The following is an 18,864-nucleotide window of genomic DNA, read 5'->3' as shown; positions in this document are numbered from 1 at the left end:
ACTATCCCTATAATGCGACTCCATCACGACGGGGCGATTAGCTCAGTTGGTAGAGCATCTCCCTTACAAGGAGGGGGTCATCAGTTCGAATCTGGTATCGCCCACCATCTCTCTCGTAGTGATAAAAAATGATTTTATGATTGGGCGATTAGCTCAGTTGGTAGAGCATCTCCCTTACAAGGAGGGGGTCATCAGTTCGAATCTGGTATCGCCCACCAATCATAAATCAGTGGTATTGATGTCGTTATAGTCATTGAAGTGGGCGATTAGCTCAGTTGGTAGAGCATCTCCCTTACAAGGAGGGGGTCATCAGTTCGAATCTGGTATCGCCCACCACTTCATCAGATTGTTTCGCAGTATCACATTGATATTTAAAATGGGTCGTTAGCTCAGTCGGTAGAGCAGTTGACTTTTAATCAATTGGTCGCAGGTTCGAATCCTGCACGACCCACCATTTTAAATATCAAATCAAAATTATCTAATTGGGTCGTTAGCTCAGTCGGTAGAGCAGTTGACTTTTAATCAATTGGTCGCAGGTTCGAATCCTGCACGACCCACCATTTAGATATAAAATCAGAATTACCTAATCGGGTCGTTAGCTCAGTCGGTAGAGCAGTTGACTTTTAATCAATTGGTCGCAGGTTCGAATCCTGCACGACCCACCATGAAGTGGGCGATTAGCTCAGTTGGTAGAGCATCTCCCTTACAAGGAGGGGGTCATCAGTTCGAATCTGGTATCGCCCACCACTTCATCTAAATGTCTTAACTCTTCTCATCGTAATATTTCCTCATAGTAATATTTATCCATAACAATATTAATGAATCAGTTGTCATTATAATTCATGACAGGTAACGGAAATATGGTGGATTAGGCCTACAATTTTGGCAGTGGCGGAAGTCCATAAGCGGCTCTGGCACGATCACAGGCTTCATTGTAATCGTCGGTTTCCCAAGCTTGAGTAAATTCCCTACAAGGAGAAGGTCTTTTATCATAAATGGTACAAGAGACTGATTGACCAATTTCACCACGTAAATTTATACAGCGGGGATTAGGTTCATTTGTACCTTTCATACAACTCATGAAAGCGTTTAATTTTTCGGTCATAAAGATAGGAACAGTACCTCCGCCATCTTCGGCTTCTGCCCAGTAAAATGAAACACGAAAATATGCACAGCAAGCACCACAGCTTATACAGGGATTATCTTGTAAATTAGATTGAGAAGTTAACGTTTGACTCATACCAGACGCCATTATCTGATGTTTAAGACATACACTCAGGTATAAAATACCTAACCCTCAAAAGTCTGTCTTTTGTGAAAAGATGACTTCTTTGAAAACAGATTATGTTTCTAAGCTGTGTGAATTTTCAAGAGAAAATTTATTTTGTTTTTATCTAATTGAAATTATTTTAATACTGTATTGTTTTCTTAATTAGTTATTAATAGAGTAAAATTGTTATTTTAATTTCATATTTAAATTGTAACATAAGGAACTATATTCTCAGTATTTTAGATTTTTGTTTAATGTTGCAGGATAGAATGCCATATTTCCTGCAACGTATTGATTATACTTTCTGATCCAATAGAGCATTTAGCTCCATATAATTCAGTTTTGCCTTATCATTTGGCTGTAACATACCATTTCGTACAAAATTCTCCATACTTGCCAAAGTGATTCCGTATGCTTGTTCAGCAAAGAAAGAACCGCCAGAAATCCTTTTCACTCCAGCCGCAAAAAATTCTTCTGCGCTGGGGGCCCCAGAGTGTGCCATTACATTTAACGGTCCGTTAATATGAGTACTGATCGTTTGGCAGATAGCTAAATCGGTTAGACCGGGGATAAAGATACAATCTGCGCCAGCGGCAAGGTAAGCATTAGCACGGGAAATCAAGTGAGCTGGTTCGGTATTTTCACCACGAAGCCATGAATCAATACGAGCATTGATAAATAAATTGTAATTCAATTTATTCGCGGAAGTACGTACAGCAGCTATGCGTTCGGCACCATCCTCTATAGACATTGACTTACCATTTTGAGCATCTTCGATATTAATACCGACACATTCGACAGAATATAAGTCTTGTACAAGATGATCCATATTTTCATCAATACTCAGCAGACCATCTTCAATGTCAGCAGAAACTGGAAGGTTGGTGCAGTCTGTAATTAAACCTAGCGCTTTTATCACCAGTTTCCGATCGGCTAATTGATTATCAGGGTACCCCAAGCTCCAAGATATCCCAGAACTTGTTGTGGCTATCGCTTTGGCACCACTTTGTTCAGCTAAACGACTACTCATGACGTCCCAAGAATTGGCTAATATTAGGCGACCTTCCTCATGGAGTTGACGGAAAATTTGAATTTTTTCATTTAGGCTTACTGTTTGCATATTGGTTTCTCGAGGTGATTTATTTTTTGTCGAATATTTTTCGACTGCTATCGATGTAATTAATATGTTGATATTCATACTTTATGATGAATATCTAGCTTATCATTACACTGGTTTTTTATACAGTCAATATGTAGATCAATAAAAAATAATTTTAAATTAAATTTCTAAAATGTAATTAATTACCAGGATTATTTTTTTGTAAAAATATCCTTATTATCAATATTCTTATTCTTTTTTATGAAGGAGATATCTACCCGTCGTCATTGAAGATGCTTGATTTTTCATTTGTATCAGATCATGATTGCGCCCATGAAAATTAATCTAACAGGTGCCCAAAAAGACGCCCTCGAATTGATGCATGATACGACTCGCGATGGACGAGTACGTGACCGCATCAAGGCCGTGCTTTTGGCCTCAGAAGGCTGGACTGCCCAGATGATTGCTCAGGCTTTGCGGATCCATGAAAGTACGGTGAGCCGCCATCTGAAAGATTACTTCTCTGAGGAAAAACTCGCCCCTGAAAATGGGGGCTCTGAAAGCCGTTTGTCTGCCGAACAAACAACAGAATTAGTTGAGTATCTGATGGCAAATTTGATGCACACTACCGCACAAATTGTGGCCTATGTTCGGGCACGATGGCAGGTGACTTTCACTGTCGCAGGAATGACGAAATGGCTTCACCGTCAAGGTTTCAGCTACAAGAAGCCAATGGGTGCTCCGCATAAATTTGATGCGGATAAACAGCAACAGTTTATTGAAACCTACAACGCGCTGAAAGAAGAATGTGGCCAGAATGCGCCTATTTTATTTATTGATGCGGTTCACCCGACCCTGTCCACAAAATTAAGTTATGGCTGGATGAAGAGCGGGCGGAAGCACGTCAAAGTGGTTGAAACCACAGGCAGTCGTACTCGACTCAACATCATGGGTGCCCTTAATTTACAACGGATTGAAGAGACTATTGTTCGTGAATATCCGACGATTAACGCGAAAAATGTCGTCCTTTTTTTCGGCTCAATCCGGGAAACCTATCCACTTTCGCAAAAAATCCACATTATTCTGGATGGTGCGGGTTATCACCGTTCCGGAGTCGTCCAATTTTTTGCCGAGGTTTTGAATATTGAGTTGCACTACCTGCCGCCTTACAGCCCTAATCTCAACCCGATTGAGCGATTATGGAAGTATGTGAATGAGCAGGTACGAAACAATGTCTATTTTCCGGATACCAAAACATTCCGTGAAACGCTGCGCCACTTTTTTCATGTCACATTGCCAGAAAAAGCGAAAGAACTCACCACTCGGTTGACTGATAACTTCCAGATTTTAAAACCCGCATCTTCAAGTTAATTGCGTATCTAAGTTATAATGATTTGGTAATTATATGGTTTTTAATTTTAACGACTATAAATTATTTTATTATAAATTTTATGTCGAAAATTAATTATCCGTATCTAAAGATATATTCTGTTCTACAGCGAATTGAAGTGGTGAAAATTTTATAAGAATAATTAAGATCCTATCCCAATAGGATTATATTCTAGACAATTAAACTACAAGCCAAATGAAGCATGGCTTCATAATTTGGTCACGTATTCATCCCGTTGTTTCTCACGTATAATGAGGGTAAATACGTGAGGGATAGTGATGGCATTAGTTGAAGTGAAGTGTCGGTTTTGTGGCCAAACCACGCCTGTTAAAAAACACGGTAAAGGAGAAGGTGGGCATCAACGATATTATTGCCAGTCCTGTCGTAGAACCTTCCAGCTCGAATACACTTACCGGGCTTGCCATTCGGGTATGAAAGAGCAAATCGTCGAGCTTGCCATGAATAACGCCGGTATTCGTGATACGGCACGGGCACTTCATGTCAGCATTAACGCTGTTGTACGCACTTTAAAAAACTCGCGCTGCGATGTGTAACCACGCTGCCGCTGGATACCCCTGAGCTTCAGCTTATCTGTGAAGTCGATGAAATGGGGTCATTCATCAGTAACAAAAAACGGCAACGCTGGCTGTGGTACGCGTGGGAGCCTCGCTTGAAACGTATTGTCGCTCACGCTTTTGGCGCTCGTAGCAAACAGACACTCAGGACGTTGCTGGAAAAGTTATCCGCTTTTGATGTGGCATTCTGGTGCACCGATAATTTCGGGGCATATGACATATTGGCTGATGAGAAACATATCACCGGTAAACTTTATACTCAACGTATTGAACGAGAAAATCTGAACCTGCGTAACAGGCTAAAGCGACTCAATCGCAAGACGCTGGGTTATTCTAAGTCAGTTGAAATGCATGACAAGATCATTGGCACATTCATCGAACGTGAGTTCTATTATTGATGGCCAATCAACAGGTTGAATACACGCCCCCTATGACCCTGATTGAACATTTATCCGTTGTGAAAGAAACCCGCTCTGATATCAACCGTCAGTATGATCTGGTTGATGTTATTTTCCTCGTTGTCAGTGCCATTATGGCTGGTGCCGAGGGCTGGCAAGACATTGAGACTTATGGCCGAGCCAAAATTAAGTGGCTGAGAGAATACCGTACCTTTCTCCATGGGATACCCCGTCGACATACCATTGCAAGAATACTGCAAGCTATCGAGCTGGATTCTTTACTGGAAGCTTTACTGAACTGGGTTAATGAACAGCGTGAGCAGGATGGTAAATCGGTTATCGCCTTTGACGGAAAAGTCCTGCGACGGGCTTACCGGAATGAAAAGAAAAACGCTGTCCAGCTGGTCACCGCGTATGATACCGAACGGGGATTAGTGCTGAGCCAGAAAGCCACGGCCACAAAAAATGGTGAAATCAGTGTCGTCCGTCAAATGTTGGATATCCTCAATCTGAAAGGCAGTATTGTGACACTTGATGCCCTGCATTGTCAGCGTGAAACCCTGCAAAAAATCAGTGAAAAGAAAGCCCACGTCGTTGTTCAGGTGAAGAAAAACCAGCCCCGTCTGTGGGATGCCGTTCAGTCTCAGTTTCAGTTTCAGTGTGTGTTTGATGCAGGAAAAGAAAAAATTATCACTGAAATTAAACAAGAAGCGCATGGTCGCCGGGAAGAACGTTATGTGTTTCAACTCAAGCCGCAATTTACCCCTGATATAGCGGAAAGGTGGCCGACCATCTCTTTGTTCGCTTCAGAAGGCAGGGAATTAGCTGGCCGTTGCCTGATAATATGACCTCCGATAAGCTCGAATCGCAACTTTACCCCGCGCGTACCAATCCCGTCATGACGGATATCCCTGAGCCGGTTTTAGCGGGTGAGCCCGTTGTACGCAAGCGGTCACGCCGCCCGAATTTTCCGCTCGCGTTTAAAATCTCTCTGGCTGAAAAATCACTGCAACCTGGCGCCAATGTAGCACAACTGGCGCGTGAACATGGCATCAACGACAACCTGTTGTTTAACTGGCGTAACCTTTATAAACGCGGACTTCTGAGCTCCCGGAATGACAGTTCATGGCTCCTGCCGGTTACGCTGGCTGAAATCACTGTGCCTGTTGAGCAGCCGGTCCCCGCCATGCAGCAACCCGCAGCCAAGGAGCCCTGTTGTGAACTGGCGCTTCCCTCCGGAATATTGCGCATCCGGGGTGAGCGGGCGGCCATCCTGTACTCATTAATCGGCTCCTGTCGTCTTAATGGTGTAGAACCGGAGGCGTGGTTGCGGTACACCATCAGCCATATAGCTGACTGGCCATCAAACAAGGTACACGAGCTGCTTCCCTGGAAATTCAGCCTTACCAACATCTAATCGTCAATACGGTTCAAATGAGTCGCTTACTTTTATAGTGCGGTAACTCAATATAATGTGAAGATATTGAGTGAGGCTCCCACTAAAGTACCAGGAATTACAGAAATCAAATATCAAGTACCCACAAAAGATCGAGCAGGAAATCTTACTGGGGAATATAAGCCAGCAATTCAAACAAAAACTGTTTATGACCCTAAAGTTTTTACTGATCAAAAAATTTTAGAATTGGGTCAGCAAGCTTCTACAAAAGGTTATAAAGATGCTATGGCTAGTAGTAATGGGCAAGCTACTGCTGTTGTTGATGGGGTTAGTTTCAGAATATATGTCGATAAAACAACAGGAAGAGTAAAAAATTTTCATCCTAATTGAGATTTGATATGAAAAAAGAATTATTTAGTCAGTTTGATATGGGTTTAGGCTTAGATTTAATTATCGTGTCATATTTTGAACGAATGTATGAGGATGGTAAATTTTTAGATGCTATAGAGCTACTATCAAAAAAATGGACATTAAGTGTTGATGGGGCTTATTGTAATTTTCCGGACATGGACAGTTATGATGAAACTGAGCATTTTGAAGGTGTTGAATTTGCTATTGGGTATCCTCCAACAGAAGAAGAGAGGGTCATTGTGACTGAAGAAACTTGTTACCATTACGTCAGATTAGCCTGTGAAAAGTATCTTCAACTACACCCGGAAGATAAAGACAAGCTAAGTATCTTACTAGATCAACTGCCCTGTTAACATCAAGATCCCAGCCCACAAGAGCTGGGATCTTCCTTTTAACCGTCAGTTGTCCTCAACCAGCCGGATAATCAACTGCCCATGCTCAATGCAGACTTGCATCGGTTGCCCAGTGGTAAACCCGGCTGCTTCCAGCCAGTTACCCTTTAAATGCCAACTGGGATGCTGTTGAGAATAACTTTTTGACTGCGAAGCAAATCGATGACTTTGCAGCGAAAGCCAAAGAGTGTGAGGCGCGTGGCGACTGCAAGCAAATCGTGAAAGAAATGGAAGATCTGAGCCTCAAACAGCAGCAAGAGCTGATTGCGGTCTGTGCCGCAAACCCGGCGGTCTGCAAGGAAAAATACGGCGATATCCCGGCTAACGGTATTCTGGTACGTCAAGCCATCGATCGTGTACTGGGTGATGATGTGCCTTCACGGATGAAAAATGACATGTCTTCCCTGTTGGCTCAGCAGATTGAAGCCGAAGGTGTGGTAAGTCGACCTCGCAGGGGATCAGTAAACGGAGTGACAATTATTTGCGGAGGACATATGAACTCACGACAACGTTATAAGTTGAGATGGAAGCTCGGGCTGCTGCTCCCAGAACGACCGAGGAAATCTGGGACTCAATCATTAAATCAGTAGACGAAATTGACGTACTGACGCAACTGATGATTGGATTGAAGAAAGATATCAAGGACGACAACGGCAGATCTTGCTGCATGAGTGACATAGCTCTTTACTCAACCAAGCAGAGAGCTGGCAATCGGATACTGGGATCAGGCGGAGTTACCACGAGGTGAGATTCACTTTCTTGTTTTTTCCAGATAATCAATTAATAACAGTGGGATATAAATTACAGCAAAAACAATAGGGATTGAGAAAATAATATCAGTTACAAAGTTCGGCAAAAATTCCGGGGCATATTCACGGAACCAGAATTTGAGTGAATTAGGATAAAACATAATTATCGGAATGTAGCCCCATTTTGCCCAGAAATTATTCTGGATCTTTTCACGAAACCAACCAACAACCTTTTTCCATTTATTTCTATCCATATATTAAAATTTCTTCTCATTATAGTAGGAAATTTATTCTAATCGATTTTGTTGCTGGGGAGTAGCAGAACCACCTCGCCTGATATGGTGAAAAGCAGGCACATCAAATCAACAACAGTAACAGCGAGAGTTTAAACAACAGGCCCTGCATCCCCCTGGCTCGCTCTCATGTCATAACTGCTGAGTAGATCCCTGTATTGTTGGCTGGTGTATTGGCTCCTTCTATCACTATGAAAAACACAACCTTTTAACGGCTGGCGTCAGTGATACGCTTTCATCAACGCCTGACTAATCAGTGTCGTATCTGTCTCCGTTGACATATCCCATCCCACTAGCCGGCGAGAATACAAATCCATCACTATCGCCAGATATGACCAACCCTCAGGGGTCTTTAAATAGCGCGGTTGCCTTTCGGTGTCATTCTCGTTGTTCATCAGAAAGTAACCGAATGGATTTTGCCTGCCAGGCATAAATCGACATAATTGGTGAATGGGAAATGGCTCTGCCTGTTCTTTAATGAACCCACATCTTACAGCAGTTCTTTCGCAAAGAAGGCACTCGCCTTTTTTAATAAAGCCTAACATCGGCCATATCCGACGTTTAATGTTCCGATGATCTTGCTCAATAAGATTATTGAGGTATTTGCTCTGCCATCATCTCTTCGAGATTGCCCAGGCTCAAAGTATAAGCGAGGTACCCGCGAATACACTGAGCAGTGATCCCGATAGGATAATGTAACCGCTTGAAGGTTTTTGAATTAAAGACACGGGCAACTCATTCTGTAAAAGATCGCATATGACCTGTTCTTCCCTTAATGCAACAGAACCGGATGATCACCTTCATCAATTCCATATTTATGGCAAAAATTACGGAATCTCCTATTCTGGCGGGATTGCCTTTCCGTATAATCCTTACAAAATCACGCCTGATGACTTTGAATTTGATGTCGGTGATCGTTTTACTTATGAATACAACTTTTATGTCCAAATTGCGTTATACCTTATCATCCCTTTATTTACTCTGCGGTAAGAACAATTTTCAGTGCTTTTTCCTTCTCAGCGTTACCAAAAACTTCATAGGCGGTTTTAATTTCACTTAGCGAATAGCGATGAGTGACCAGCTTTTCGGGTGAAATTTTGCCGGATTGGAGGCTTTTCAACAGCATCGGTGTGCTGCTTGTGTTCACTAATCCTGTCGTGATAGTGATGTTCTTGATCCAAAGATCTTCTAAGTGCAATTCAACTGATTTTCCATGAACACCAACGTTAGCGATATATCCACCAGCAGTAATGATATCTTGGCAGATCTTGAATGTTGCAGGGATACCAACGCACTCAATTGCGACATCGACACCAATCCCATCAGTCAGCTTTTGGATGACTTCCACCACATTTTGATGTGTGGGGTTGATGACTGTGTCAGCACCAAACTGTTGTGCAACATGAAGGCGGTTATCATCGGTATCAATCATGATGATATGGGCGGGTGAATAGAACTGGGATGCCAGTAACGCAGAAAGCCCTACAGGGCCTGCGCCGATCAAGGCGATGGTATTGCCCGGTTGAACCTTGCCATTGATGACACCAATCTCAAGACCCGTAGGCAGGATGTCACTGAGCATTAATGCCGCCTCTTCATCAATGCCTTCCGGCAGACGATGTAGGCTGTTATCTGCATGGGGAATACGCACTTTTTCACTCTGCGTGCCATCGATCTTATGTCCAAGTATCCAACCGCCATCTTCACAATGGGAATAAAGCTGGCGTTTACAATAACGACAACGACCACAAACGGTGATGCAGGAAATAATTACTTTATCACCCACTTTGATATTACGGACAGATTCTCCAACGGATTCGACTATCCCAATCCCTTCATGACCCAATGTTCGCCCTGCATCCACAGTTGGAACATCCCCTTTGAGGATATGTAGATCTGTTCCGCAAATGGTGGTTTTGATAATGCGGACGATTGCATCGGTTGACTCAATAAGTTGAGGAGGGGATTTTGTTTCCCACTGCTTTTTGCCTGTGCCATGATAAACAAGTGCTTTCATAAGGTCTCTCCCATCAGGTTGTTTGTTTTTTGCCGTGTTAGTCCAATTCCATTAATGAGTAAAAACCAATCAATATTAAAAAGTGTAGTCTCTTTCACAATAAAATTGGAATAAAGATATCGTTTCTCCGTTACCGTCCAGCAGGCGAAGAACACGCCACTTCTCCCCATCTTTTGCGGCAGCATTTGGCAAGACTGACTCGCAAGATATTGTTTTTTTCAAATACTTAAAAGCTATAGAATTGAAGAAGCTATTGATTTTTCGAGCCCTGATGATTTCAGGAATTTGTACTTAGGAAGTGGTTCTGTCATATATCAGCAATTTTCCAAGGCTGAACAAGAAAATGCGGTTAACGATATTTATCAACTATATTAAGTATTTCTTCCTGAAAGGTTTTATTGGTCTTGATGGTTGTAGTTTAACTATTAATGGCATTGATGAAGAGAATAAAACCGTAGCCTTGAACCTGATTCCAGAAACATTAAGAATGACCAATTTCAACAAGATCAAAGCGGGTGATCTCCTCAATAATGAAATCGACCAAATGACAAGAACCACTGTAGATACACTATCCAGAACGTTATTGAAGAAATAAAAATAATTGCTGGAGCTAGAATAGGAAGTGGTAAGTTATTTTCAAATATTACCACTTCCTTGAATTCATAAAGTCAAATACCACTCATCAATTCAATTTAATTTTTGCCCATTCCAAACCGCTTTGGTACTCCGCAGGTAGTAGAAGGATCAACGCCTGTAACGTTGTTTGCAATGCGTGTTTGTCTGCGTGAGTCAGGTTTAGGTGCCCAACTTTGCGCACTGGGCGGACTTCCTTTTCATACCAATGCAAATGTACCAGAGGCAAACCGAGCCATTCTGGATTGAGTTCCGTACCGATCAGATTAACCATCACCGATAGCGCCATTATTTCTGGCTGAGGCATCGGGAGATCAAGGATTGCACGAAGATGCAGTTCAAATTGGCTGATGGAAGCGCCATTTTGTGTCCAGTGACCGCTATTGTGTACCCGGGGCGCCAGTTCGTTGATTAATAAGTTATCGCCAACAATAAAACATTCCATCGCCATGACACCGACATAATTCAGGTGATCCATGAGGGCAGACAGCATCTTCTCTGCCTGTTGCTGCAACTGATTACCCGCATTTGGTAAGGCAACGCTGGTGCGTAGAATACCTTCCTGATGCAGATTATGGGTCAGTGTATAAAACACGGATTGGCCTTGCACATTGCGGGCACCAACCAGTGAAACTTCGCCTGAAAACGGAATGCCTTGTTCCACAATACATTCACCGTAAATTTCGGCAGGTAATTCCGCTTCATCACCCGGTCGAATGCGCCATTGACCACGTCCATCGTAGCCGCCGGTACGGCGCTTGACGATAACAAAATCACCTAACTCCGCAAACAGTTGCGGCCATTGGCTGGGGTCGGAAAGTAATCGCCACGGTGCCGTTGCCAAACCCAAACTATCCATGAGCTGTTTTTGTGGCAGGCGATCCGCCAACAGAGGAAAAATATCACGGTTGATGAAAGCCTTATGATGGGCGAGTTCGCGGGTTAATGCGGTTTCGGGCCAGCGTTCAATTTCTGCGGTGATGACGCTGCTTTGGTATGGTACTGATTCAGGCTCGGCATCCAGCCCAATCGGATAGACAGCGATCCCCAATGGCTCGCCTGCCTGACGGAGCATCCGACCCAACTGACCATTACCCAATACGCAGACTGGTTTCATGCGTCCTCCCGTGGATCAGGATTATTCAAAACATCTTGTGTTTGTGCTGAACGCCAGTCTGACAAACGCTGAAACAGCATACCATCATGTAATGCCAGCACTTGCGCTGCCAGTAACGCCGCATTTGCTGCCCCGGCTTTTCCGATAGCCAGCGTACCAACGGGGATGCCTTTTGGCATCTGTACGATGGAGTAGAGACTATCGACTCCGCTGAGTGCAGCACTTTGCACAGGGACACCAAAGACCGGAACCAATGTTTTGGCTGCCAGCATACCTGGCAGATGCGCTGCCCCGCCTGCACCTGCGATAATCACGTCATAACCGTTTTCTTTGGCTTTCTCGGCAAAATGAAAAAGTTTATCCGGAGTTCGGTGTGCCGAAACGATCTCAACGTGAAAGGGAATATCGAGTGACGTCAAAATATCAGCGGCATGTTGCATTGTCGCCCAGTCACTTTTTGAACCCATGACAATGGCGATTTTGGCGTGGTGTTGCATTGAAGTTGCAGAAATAGCGGTTGCGGGATCAGGGCGGGCCGTCATAACTCAGATGCTCCTGTATTGGGTGTCCAGCAGAACGAATATATATGAGGAGGCGGATCATATCATGAGAATGGTACAAGGAAAACGTTTGCGTTGTTTGATTTATCGATTTTTACAGAAATTCTCAACAGGGATCAGAAGGGGAAAAACATCAGTTCAATCGACGTTTTCGTCACTTTGAACATTGAACCTTGATGATGCCATGCGCCCAGAACACCGCGATGTACGGTTTTATCCGTGATTTGAATATCATGTATTGCAGGACGGTGAGTATGGCCGTGGATCATCCAATCAACCTGATACTTTTCAAAATGCTCAATCACCGCCTGTTGATTGACGTCCATGATCGATTCAGATTTCTGGCTGTTGGCGTATTGGCTTCCTGCACGCATTTTGGCTGCGATTTTCAGTCGGATAAACAAAGGAAGAAGTAAAAACAGCCGTTGTATCCACGGCGTGTGTACCCGCTTACGATACTGCTGGTAACCTGTATCATCTGTACACAGCGTGTCGCCATGCAGGATCAGAATACGCTTACCGTATAATTCCAGCACCTTTTCCTGTGGCAACAGGATCAGACCGCTCTCTCTGGCAAATCGGGAGCCAAGCAGGAAATCACGATTACCATGAATGAAATAGCAGGAAATACCTTTTTGTTTCAGCTCGTTGAGTGCTTGGGCAATTTCACTGTGCAGGGAATTGGGGTCATCATCGCCAATCCAGTAATCAAAAAAATCACCGAGGATATATAAACTCTCGGCATAAATAACATCTTCACGCAAAAAACGCAGAAAACCGGCAGTAATTGCCGGTTCTTGCTCATTGAGATGAAGATCTGCAATAAACAGCGTACACATGTAACGATTAATTACTCGCTGATAGTGACACGTTCAACGATCACATCTTCGTTTGGTACATCTTGGTGCATACCGCTGCGGCCAGTGGAAACGCCCTTGATTTTATCAACCACATCCATACCTTCTACCACTTCGGCAAATACGCAGTAACCCCATCCGTCTGGACGTTCTGAACGGAAATTCAGAAAATCGTTATCAACAACATTGATGAAGAACTGGGCAGTTGCAGAGTGTGGATCATTGGTACGTGCCATTGCGAGAGTGCCACGGGTGTTTTTCAGGCCGTTATTGGCTTCGTTTTGGATAGGTGATTTAACCGTTTTCTGCTTCATACCGGGTTCAAAACCACCACCCTGAATCATGAAGCCATTGATAACACGGTGGAAAATTGTATTGTCATAGAAACCTTCACGGCAGTAATTCAAGAAGTTTTCAACAGTTACAGGCGCTTTATCAGTGAAAGTGTTAATCACAACATCGCCAAAGTTGGTATGAAAAGTCACCATAATAGAAATCCTAATAATAGTTTTGATTGACCCTATTTTCTAGGGTGTTCGGAACATCCGCTGTTATATCATATCTGTGATCTTGAGTCAGTACTCTGCAAGCGTCTGTGAACAAGGTCGCTCGCGGCGCTTGCAAAGCGTTTCATATCAAGGTGAAATATCTCATCTGGCTTTTCATATTCTAGTTTATTTATATCGCTGATAAAGAAGTCTATAATCAGCAGATTCGTTCGTTTTTATTACACGTACGTCACTTTTTACGGAAAACCCACCGATGCTAAAAATTTTCAATACTCTCAGTCGCCAAAAAGAAGAATTTAAGCCGATCCATGAAGGAAAAGTGGGCATGTACGTGTGTGGCATCACGATTTATGATTTGTGTCATATCGGCCACGGTAGAACTTTTGTTGCATTTGATGTCATTGCCCGTTACCTGCGCTATCTGGGCTATGATTTAACCTATGTCCGTAATGTCACTGACGTGGATGACAAAATCATCAAACGTGCCACTGAAAATAATGAAAGTTGTGATGCACTTACCACACGTATGTTGTCCGAGATGCACAGCGATTTTGATGCGCTGAATATTCAGCGTCCAGACTCGGAGCCTCGTGCCACTCAGCATATATCTGAAATCATTCAGATCACTGAAGAGCTGATCAACCGTGGACACGCTTATGTTGCGGATAACGGCGATGTGATGTTCTCCATTGATACTAATCCTGATTATGGTCTGCTTTCACGTCAGGATCTGGAGCAGTTACAGGCGGGAGCGCGAGTCGAAATTGCTGATGTGAAACGTAACCCAATGGATTTTGTGCTGTGGAAAATGTCTAAGCCGGGTGAGCCTAGCTGGGAGTCGCCGTGGGGTGTTGGTCGTCCGGGCTGGCATATTGAGTGTTCTGCCATGAACGGCAAACAACTGGGTCAGCATTTTGATATTCACGGCGGTGGTTCTGATCTGATGTTTCCACATCATGAAAATGAAATTGCACAGTCTACCTGTGCTCATGGTGGCCCTTACGTGAATTACTGGATGCATTCCGGCATGGTAATGGTCGATAAAGAAAAGATGTCCAAGTCATTGAGCAACTTCTTTACCATCCGAGATGTACTGGGATATTACGATGCTGAAACCGTGCGCTACTTCCTGCTGTCCGGCCACTATCGCAGCCAGTTGAACTATACGGAAGAAAATCTGAAACAGGCACGTACCGCTCTTGAGCGCCTGTACACTGCATTGCGTGGCACGGATAAATCGGCTCAGCCTACGGGTAGCGAAGCATTTGAAGCCCGTTTCACTGAAGCAATGAACGATGATTTCAACACACCGGAAGCCTATTCTGTATTATTTGACATAGCTCGTGAGATCAACTGCCTGAAAACTGAAAATCTGGCAGCGGCGAACGGCCTGGCTGCTGAACTGCGTAAACTGGCGGGGATACTGGGGCTGTTGGAACAGGAACCTGAACAGTTCTTACAAGGAGGGGCTCATGTGGATGATGACGTTGCCCAAATCGAAGCATTAATCAAGCAGCGTAACGATGCCCGAACAAACAAAGAGTGGGCGTTGGCAGATGCTGCGCGTGATCAGTTGAACGCGATGAGAATTGAGTTGGAAGATGGCCCACAGGGAACGACATGGCGTCGCAAATAATCAATTTTTGATTGATTACTGATTCATAAAATAACTATAAACCGCCCCATCAGTGGGCGGTTCGTTTTTAGCGCTTTTTTATCACGATAATCATTTTAGTGATAATGAATTCTGCCGCAATAAATTTTTTAGAATAAAAGCAGGCAATTTTATCGACTGGTATTCAAATGTTCAGGATAAAATGTATTTCCTGGGTGATAGGTTATTTTTCCTGAATAAGCATCTTTTTTCATACAGACAAAAGAAGAATGTCTCAGTTGTTCTGGGATTTGATGTTTACTATCACTGGAAGTGAGATTAAGAAGAGAAATTATTACCTTACGCTTGGAATTACTCAATTTATGAGGCATACCCAACAACCGTCTTGCAGCTCTATTACTTAACATAATCAACGCCTTTTCAGTTGTACGTGAGCTTCTCAGTATAGCAACTTGTTAGAAAAGCCACACATTGTAATGTTGATTATTTATCAGGATATCGCTTGTATCACATTTCCTGAGAATAAAACCGGATGAATCTATTATTTTTTCCAGTTTAATATTGTTGTGGTATTTATTTCTGATTTCTTATTTTCCGGGGTTTCTATTTTATTTGTTCTGGAGTTTAAGATAATACGATAAATTATCTGCATTATTGTTATGATTGATATTGCGGGGGTAGGAGAAAAAAAACATCGGTAGGCCGGATTCCGCTCAATGTAGCGGAACTGCGCAAGCTGCTGTCAAAGCTGATGGAAAAAGCGGGAAAGACAATCGAACAGATTTTACATTGGTCAGACTGGCGACGACGGCATCAATACCGGGCACAACAATGTCACTGTCGCGGTCGGGGAAATGATCGGCTTACAGAGCTTAAAAATCGCGGGCTGAATGATATCCTCATCGCTTGCGTTGATGGGCTGAAAGGTTTCCCGGACGCAATAAATGCCGTTTATTCAGAAACGCGCATCCAGTTGTCTATTGTCCACATGCTCCGTAATAATCTGCGGTTCGTGGCCGGGAAAGATAACAAAGCGGTCACACGCGATCTGAAAACGATTTATCAGGTTCCGACAGAAGACGCAGCGCTTCAAGCCTTGGACGCGTTCAGTGAAACCTGAGATCACCGCTATCCCCAGATAAGTCGTAGTTGGCGGGCTAACTGGGCTAATTTAACCGCCTTGACGGTCATTACTAAGAAATGGCATTTACACAAAATGGTGAACAGGGTCGAGATCACTAGTCGTAAAATAATTCACTAAACCCACGTTATTTGTTACCCCCAATTTACTCATCACATTAGCGCGATGAACATGCACTGTCTTATGACTCAATCCCAACTCGGCCGCTACAACCTTGACATCCATGCCTCTGGCAAGCATTTCACCCACTTGTCGCTCTCGCTTGGTCAAGTGATCTAATGAAGTCTGACTATTTTTTGATGACGCCAGTTTCAGCGCAATATCCGGCGTGAGATAACAGCCATTATTTGCCGTCGTACGCACTGCCTGAAGCAGCTCATCCGGACTACAGCGTTTGCTGAGATAACCACGAGCCCCCGCTTTCAATGCATTTTCTACCATAGTGACAGAATCATGAACACTGAGCATAATGCAGTGAATACCGGAAGGGAGATCTTGCAGCAATGAAAGTCCGCTCTCATCTGGCATCGAAATATCAAGAATACAAACCGTTGCTCCTGAGCCTGGCAGCCCATGTCTGGCTTCAGCACATGAACTGAATTCGCCGACGATTTCGATATCGGATTCTAAACTCATTAATTGGGCGAAACCAGAACGTACCACAACATGATCATCGACCAATGCTACTTTAATCATTGTTATTTATTACCGGATGTGGGAATCAACATAAACTACCGTTATCGATGTCGCTTCGCAATAGACTGAACATTGAGATAAAAGATAAGCAGAAAACGCCACTGCGTTCAGGCAATGGCGTCAATGTATTTCTTCAGGGTTATCGACTGCTTTTTTTTGCTTTTCGGATTTTTTTCTCTTCCGCAATGACAACAAAAGCAAGCAAGCCGATACAGATAAATGCCGAAGCATCCAGTGCAACAAAGGTACCTTTCCAGCCGGTTAAACCAAAGATGGGAACGCCATCAGCAATCATGCCCAAGCCAAGTTTGGCAAAGCTATCACCGATTAAGTAAGCAAAAGTCCCCTTAACCCCATCGGCCACACTGATCGCTTTTTTCGGTACAAAACCAACAGCAGCCACGCCGATCAGCAATTGTGGGCCAAATACCAAGAAACCGAGTACGAACAGAGAGGACAAATACATGAACTCACTGGTGGCATGTTGGTAGAATTCAAGACAGACAATAATTAAGCCCAGAGAAACACAGGCAACCAGCGCACGACGACCATTGGCTAAGTCTGACAGGTATCCCCACATCAACGTACCTACCAGCGCCCCAACTTCAAACAAAGTAAAACCGGAAATCGCGGTTTCTTTTGAATGACCCAATTCCTGATACGCATACACGGTTGACCATTGGTCAATACCGATGCGTACGACATAAAGGAAAATATTGGCGAAGCAGAGTAACCAAATCACTTTGTTTTTCAGTACGTATTCAACAAAGATCTCGCGTTTGGTCATTTGATTTTCTTCTGCCGCGATATCTTCTTCGCTGACGGCTTCATCAAATAATTCTTCGACTTTGCCCAAGCCATAGCTTTCTGGCGAATCACTGCCGTAGCGTAAACCAATAAAACCAATAATTAGGGCAATAATAGAAGGAAAAACAAACATCCCTATCACATGGCCATCAAACAGGTAATTAGCACCAAATAGTGCGACCCCGGCAGCCCCTGCCCCTCCTACGTTGTGTGACATATTCCAGAGGCCAAGGTAGGTTCCGCGTTTATTACGGGGAGTCCATTTAGTAATGGTGGAATAGCTGGCAGGCCCGCCAATACTTTGGAAAAAGCCACTGAGGGCATAACACGCCACCATCAGGAAAACGCTGATGTTGGAACTGCCCATACTCATACTGAAACCGATCATGGCAAGGCCAGACAAGATCAGCATAAAGGGAAGGAATTGTTTGGTATTTTTGCTATCGGCATAATAAGACACTACGGTTTTGCCGACCCCGTAAGTGATAGAGAACCCCAGCCCGATCAAGCCCAGCTCCGTCATCGACAGTCCATAAGTGGAGATCATGTCGTTTTGGGCGATGTTAAAGTTTTTACGCACCAGATACATGGCCATATAGCCAATAAAAACTACCAAGTAGGACTGTATGAAGGGCTTAAACCACATTTTGCGGCGCTCTTCGACCGGAAGATCCAGCGTCGGCTTGCGAATTTGATCTAGAATTTTAAACATGTGAAATCCTCAGATAATCACGATAAGGAAAACCTTTTTTGTTGATGCAAGAGGAAGCAAAAAAGGAAGATCGCAGAAAAGCGAGAGTTTTCGTCGGTATTGTCATTACCCGGGAGTTTAAAAAAGTGGAGAAAGATTGGCTTGAGCTACTGTCTTGGTTGAATTAGGAATTTTTCCTAATTTTACTCTTATCGGTTATAAAGCGTGATAGGGGTCACAATTTCTGT

The 18,864-nt window shown here is 43.6% G+C and carries 20 protein-coding genes, 7 tRNA genes and 7 pseudogenes; 19 read left to right on the top strand and 15 right to left on the bottom strand.

The features are described from left to right. The first annotated feature begins 31 nt into the window (after window positions 1-31). The 7 genes from XBJ1_RS13195 (at window position 32) to XBJ1_RS13165 (ending at window position 747) form a co-directional block, all read left to right on the top strand. Window positions 32-107: transfer RNA gene (locus XBJ1_RS13195), tRNA-Val, on the top strand. A 35-nt stretch (window positions 108-142) separates the two neighbouring features. Further along, window positions 143-218 (top strand) — tRNA-Val (locus tag XBJ1_RS13190). Window positions 219-260: 42 nt separating this feature from the next. Beyond that, window positions 261-336, top strand: a tRNA-Val gene (locus XBJ1_RS13185). Between the two features lie 42 nt (window positions 337-378). Further along, window positions 379-454 (top strand) — tRNA-Lys (locus tag XBJ1_RS13180). Between the two features lie 30 nt (window positions 455-484). Further along, window positions 485-560, top strand: a tRNA-Lys gene (locus tag XBJ1_RS13175). 29 nt (window positions 561-589) lie between these two features. Beyond that, window positions 590-665, top strand: a tRNA-Lys gene (locus XBJ1_RS13170). Between the two features lie 6 nt (window positions 666-671). Continuing rightward, window positions 672-747 (top strand) — tRNA-Val (locus XBJ1_RS13165). Between the two features lie 127 nt (window positions 748-874). Here the strand turns inward: XBJ1_RS13165 and XBJ1_RS13160 are convergent. Both XBJ1_RS13160 and XBJ1_RS13155 read right to left on the bottom strand, forming a co-directional pair. Next, window positions 875-1,240 (bottom strand): YkgJ family cysteine cluster protein, encoded by a 366-nt coding sequence (locus XBJ1_RS13160; RefSeq protein ID WP_038199129.1) that lies wholly within the window; start codon window positions 1,238-1,240, stop codon window positions 875-877. Between the two features lie 325 nt (window positions 1,241-1,565). Further along, entirely contained in the window at window positions 1,566-2,468 is a 903-nt protein-coding gene (locus tag XBJ1_RS13155) for an isocitrate lyase/PEP mutase family protein (protein WP_012989497.1), read from the bottom strand. Window positions 2,469-2,702: 234 nt separating this feature from the next. Between XBJ1_RS13155 and XBJ1_RS13150 the strand changes: the two genes are divergently transcribed. The 7 genes and pseudogenes from XBJ1_RS13150 to cdiI all read left to right on the top strand — a co-directional run bounded on the left by XBJ1_RS13150 (window position 2,703) and on the right by cdiI (window position 6,892). Next, window positions 2,703-3,740 (top strand): IS630 family transposase, encoded by a 1,038-nt coding sequence (locus tag XBJ1_RS13150; RefSeq protein WP_143827736.1) that lies wholly within the window; start codon window positions 2,703-2,705, stop codon window positions 3,738-3,740. Between the two features lie 297 nt (window positions 3,741-4,037). Beyond that, window positions 4,038-4,732 (top strand): IS1 family transposase gene (locus tag XBJ1_RS20910; RefSeq protein ID WP_143827682.1). Its coding sequence is split into 2 segments (ribosomal slippage): window positions 4,038-4,287 and window positions 4,287-4,732, totalling 696 coding nucleotides; the frame shifts between segments, so codons are not numbered across the junction. Between the two features lie 32 nt (window positions 4,733-4,764). Next, window positions 4,765-5,544: pseudogene (locus tag XBJ1_RS13135) on the top strand (ISAs1 family transposase); the annotation flags it as partial. A 32-nt stretch (window positions 5,545-5,576) separates the two neighbouring features. Continuing rightward, a pseudogene (locus tag XBJ1_RS22045) lies at window positions 5,577-5,930 on the top strand (transposase); the annotation flags it as partial. 57 nt (window positions 5,931-5,987) lie between these two features. After that, window positions 5,988-6,149: pseudogene (locus XBJ1_RS22115) on the top strand (transposase domain-containing protein); the annotation flags it as partial. A gap of 66 nt (window positions 6,150-6,215) precedes the next feature. Beyond that, window positions 6,216-6,518, top strand: coding sequence for a CdiA family toxin C-terminal domain-containing protein (locus XBJ1_RS13125; RefSeq protein ID WP_012989491.1), 303 nt, complete (start codon window positions 6,216-6,218; stop codon window positions 6,516-6,518). An 8-nt stretch (window positions 6,519-6,526) separates the two neighbouring features. Beyond that, on the top strand, window positions 6,527-6,892 hold the full coding sequence (cdiI, locus tag XBJ1_RS13120; protein WP_012989490.1) for a ribonuclease toxin immunity protein CdiI: 366 nt from the start codon (window positions 6,527-6,529) through the stop codon (window positions 6,890-6,892). Window positions 6,893-6,937: 45 nt separating this feature from the next. Here cdiI and XBJ1_RS22600 read toward each other — a convergent pair whose 3' ends face one another. Beyond that, a complete protein-coding gene (locus tag XBJ1_RS22600; protein ID WP_230578786.1) occupies window positions 6,938-7,027 on the bottom strand; it encodes a SymE family type I addiction module toxin in 90 nt (29 codons plus the stop codon). Window positions 7,028-7,074: 47 nt separating this feature from the next. Here XBJ1_RS22600 and XBJ1_RS22595 point away from each other — a divergent pair, with 47 nt between their 5' ends. After that, window positions 7,075-7,521, top strand: coding sequence for a hypothetical protein (locus XBJ1_RS22595; protein WP_012989488.1), 447 nt, complete (start codon window positions 7,075-7,077; stop codon window positions 7,519-7,521). A 161-nt stretch (window positions 7,522-7,682) separates the two neighbouring features. Here XBJ1_RS22595 and XBJ1_RS13110 read toward each other — a convergent pair whose 3' ends face one another. The 5 genes and pseudogenes from XBJ1_RS13110 to XBJ1_RS13095 all read right to left on the bottom strand — a co-directional run bounded on the left by XBJ1_RS13110 (window position 7,683) and on the right by XBJ1_RS13095 (window position 9,990). After that, on the bottom strand, window positions 7,683-7,934 hold the full coding sequence (locus tag XBJ1_RS13110; RefSeq protein ID WP_012989487.1) for a hypothetical protein: 252 nt from the start codon (window positions 7,932-7,934) through the stop codon (window positions 7,683-7,685). A gap of 143 nt (window positions 7,935-8,077) precedes the next feature. Beyond that, a pseudogene (locus XBJ1_RS23040) lies at window positions 8,078-8,332 on the bottom strand (DDE-type integrase/transposase/recombinase); the annotation flags it as partial. A gap of 174 nt (window positions 8,333-8,506) precedes the next feature. Further along, a pseudogene (locus tag XBJ1_RS23035) lies at window positions 8,507-8,584 on the bottom strand (IS6 family transposase); the annotation flags it as partial. Further along, window positions 8,577-8,660 (bottom strand): annotated as a pseudogene (locus XBJ1_RS22035) (IS6 family transposase); the annotation flags it as partial. The pseudogenes XBJ1_RS23035 and XBJ1_RS22035, both read right to left, overlap by 8 nt. A 289-nt stretch (window positions 8,661-8,949) precedes the next feature. Continuing rightward, window positions 8,950-9,990, bottom strand: a complete 1,041-nt coding sequence (locus XBJ1_RS13095) for a zinc-dependent alcohol dehydrogenase family protein (protein ID WP_012989484.1) — start codon at window positions 9,988-9,990, stop codon at window positions 8,950-8,952. 343 nt (window positions 9,991-10,333) lie between these two features. Between XBJ1_RS13095 and XBJ1_RS13085 the strand changes: the two genes are divergently transcribed. After that, entirely contained in the window at window positions 10,334-10,585 is a 252-nt protein-coding gene (locus XBJ1_RS13085; protein WP_012989483.1) for a riboflavin synthase subunit alpha (fragment), read from the top strand. An 87-nt stretch (window positions 10,586-10,672) separates the two neighbouring features. Here XBJ1_RS13085 and purK read toward each other — a convergent pair whose 3' ends face one another. From purK to ppiB, 4 genes are all read right to left on the bottom strand, one after another. Further along, the gene (gene purK, locus XBJ1_RS13080) at window positions 10,673-11,740 is read right to left on the bottom strand and encodes a 5-(carboxyamino)imidazole ribonucleotide synthase (RefSeq protein WP_012989482.1); all 1,068 of its coding nucleotides are present in this window, start codon (window positions 11,738-11,740) and stop codon (window positions 10,673-10,675) included. Next, on the bottom strand, window positions 11,737-12,282 hold the full coding sequence (gene purE, locus XBJ1_RS13075; protein WP_012989481.1) for a 5-(carboxyamino)imidazole ribonucleotide mutase: 546 nt from the start codon (window positions 12,280-12,282) through the stop codon (window positions 11,737-11,739). The genes purK and purE overlap by 4 nt, the downstream gene beginning before the upstream one ends. Before the next feature lie 134 nt (window positions 12,283-12,416). Beyond that, window positions 12,417-13,139 carry a UDP-2,3-diacylglucosamine diphosphatase gene (gene lpxH / locus XBJ1_RS13070; RefSeq protein WP_012989480.1) on the bottom strand — a complete coding sequence of 241 codons (723 nt, stop codon included), beginning with the start codon at window positions 13,137-13,139 and terminating at the stop codon, window positions 12,417-12,419. 11 nt (window positions 13,140-13,150) lie between these two features. Further along, on the bottom strand, window positions 13,151-13,645 hold the full coding sequence (gene ppiB / locus XBJ1_RS13065; RefSeq protein ID WP_012989479.1) for a peptidylprolyl isomerase B: 495 nt from the start codon (window positions 13,643-13,645) through the stop codon (window positions 13,151-13,153). Window positions 13,646-13,919: 274 nt separating this feature from the next. On the opposite strand from ppiB, the gene cysS reads away from it, so the two are divergent. Continuing rightward, window positions 13,920-15,302: a cysteine--tRNA ligase gene (cysS, locus tag XBJ1_RS13060; protein ID WP_012989478.1), complete on the top strand. Its 1,383-nt coding sequence runs from the start codon at window positions 13,920-13,922 to the stop codon at window positions 15,300-15,302. 149 nt (window positions 15,303-15,451) lie between these two features. Here cysS and sra read toward each other — a convergent pair whose 3' ends face one another. Then, complete coding sequence (gene sra, locus XBJ1_RS20050; RefSeq protein WP_012989477.1) at window positions 15,452-15,688, bottom strand: stationary-phase-induced ribosome-associated protein; 237 nt, start codon at window positions 15,686-15,688, stop codon at window positions 15,452-15,454. Between the two features lie 455 nt (window positions 15,689-16,143). Here sra and XBJ1_RS13055 point away from each other — a divergent pair. Next, window positions 16,144-16,398 (top strand): annotated as a pseudogene (locus XBJ1_RS13055) (transposase); the annotation flags it as partial. Window positions 16,399-16,488: 90 nt separating this feature from the next. On the opposite strand, the gene uhpA reads toward XBJ1_RS13055, so the two are convergent. Together uhpA and uhpT are read right to left on the bottom strand one after the other, a co-directional pair. After that, on the bottom strand, window positions 16,489-17,118 hold the full coding sequence (gene uhpA / locus XBJ1_RS13050; RefSeq protein WP_012989475.1) for a transcriptional regulator UhpA: 630 nt from the start codon (window positions 17,116-17,118) through the stop codon (window positions 16,489-16,491). Window positions 17,119-17,257: 139 nt separating this feature from the next. Beyond that, entirely contained in the window at window positions 17,258-18,637 is a 1,380-nt protein-coding gene (uhpT, locus tag XBJ1_RS13045) for a hexose-6-phosphate:phosphate antiporter (RefSeq protein ID WP_012989474.1), read from the bottom strand. A gap of 44 nt (window positions 18,638-18,681) precedes the next feature. Here uhpT and XBJ1_RS22775 point away from each other — a divergent pair, with 44 nt between their 5' ends. Continuing rightward, a complete protein-coding gene (locus tag XBJ1_RS22775; RefSeq protein ID WP_269763710.1) occupies window positions 18,682-18,804 on the top strand; it encodes a hypothetical protein in 123 nt (40 codons plus the stop codon). The last annotated feature ends 60 nt before the right edge of the window (window positions 18,805-18,864 follow it).

Origin of the sequence: Xenorhabdus bovienii SS-2004 (genome assembly GCF_000027225.1) — a bacterium.
Lineage (GTDB): Bacteria > Pseudomonadota > Gammaproteobacteria > Enterobacterales > Enterobacteriaceae > Xenorhabdus > Xenorhabdus bovienii_C.
Note: the sequence above shows the minus strand (reverse complement) of the source record. Positions and strands in the feature narration are given on the sequence as shown.

Excerpts from the sequence above, each read along its gene's own strand:
- XBJ1_RS13160 (WP_038199129.1), bottom strand. The coding sequence starts at position 1,240 with ATGAGTCAAACGTTAACTTCTCAATCTAATTTACAAGATAATCCCTGT.
- XBJ1_RS13155 (WP_012989497.1), bottom strand. The coding sequence starts at position 2,468 with ATGAATATCAACATATTAATTACATCGATAGCAGTCGAAAAATATTCG.
- XBJ1_RS13150 (WP_143827736.1), top strand. The coding sequence starts at position 2,703 with ATGAAAATTAATCTAACAGGTGCCCAAAAAGACGCCCTCGAATTGATG.
- cdiI (WP_012989490.1), top strand. The coding sequence starts at position 6,527 with ATGAAAAAAGAATTATTTAGTCAGTTTGATATGGGTTTAGGCTTAGAT.
- XBJ1_RS13110 (WP_012989487.1), bottom strand. The coding sequence starts at position 7,934 with ATGGATAGAAATAAATGGAAAAAGGTTGTTGGTTGGTTTCGTGAAAAG.
- XBJ1_RS13095 (WP_012989484.1), bottom strand. The coding sequence starts at position 9,990 with ATGAAAGCACTTGTTTATCATGGCACAGGCAAAAAGCAGTGGGAAACA.
- XBJ1_RS13085 (WP_012989483.1), top strand. The coding sequence starts at position 10,334 with ATGCGGTTAACGATATTTATCAACTATATTAAGTATTTCTTCCTGAAA.
- purK (WP_012989482.1), bottom strand. The coding sequence starts at position 11,740 with ATGAAACCAGTCTGCGTATTGGGTAATGGTCAGTTGGGTCGGATGCTC.
- purE (WP_012989481.1), bottom strand. The coding sequence starts at position 12,282 with ATGACGGCCCGCCCTGATCCCGCAACCGCTATTTCTGCAACTTCAATG.
- lpxH (WP_012989480.1), bottom strand. The coding sequence starts at position 13,139 with ATGTGTACGCTGTTTATTGCAGATCTTCATCTCAATGAGCAAGAACCG.
- ppiB (WP_012989479.1), bottom strand. The coding sequence starts at position 13,645 with ATGGTGACTTTTCATACCAACTTTGGCGATGTTGTGATTAACACTTTC.
- cysS (WP_012989478.1), top strand. The coding sequence starts at position 13,920 with ATGCTAAAAATTTTCAATACTCTCAGTCGCCAAAAAGAAGAATTTAAG.
- sra (WP_012989477.1), bottom strand. The coding sequence starts at position 15,688 with ATGTTAAGTAATAGAGCTGCAAGACGGTTGTTGGGTATGCCTCATAAA.
- uhpA (WP_012989475.1), bottom strand. The coding sequence starts at position 17,118 with ATGATTAAAGTAGCATTGGTCGATGATCATGTTGTGGTACGTTCTGGT.
- uhpT (WP_012989474.1), bottom strand. The coding sequence starts at position 18,637 with ATGTTTAAAATTCTAGATCAAATTCGCAAGCCGACGCTGGATCTTCCG.
- XBJ1_RS22775 (WP_269763710.1), top strand. The coding sequence starts at position 18,682 with ATGCAAGAGGAAGCAAAAAAGGAAGATCGCAGAAAAGCGAGAGTTTTC.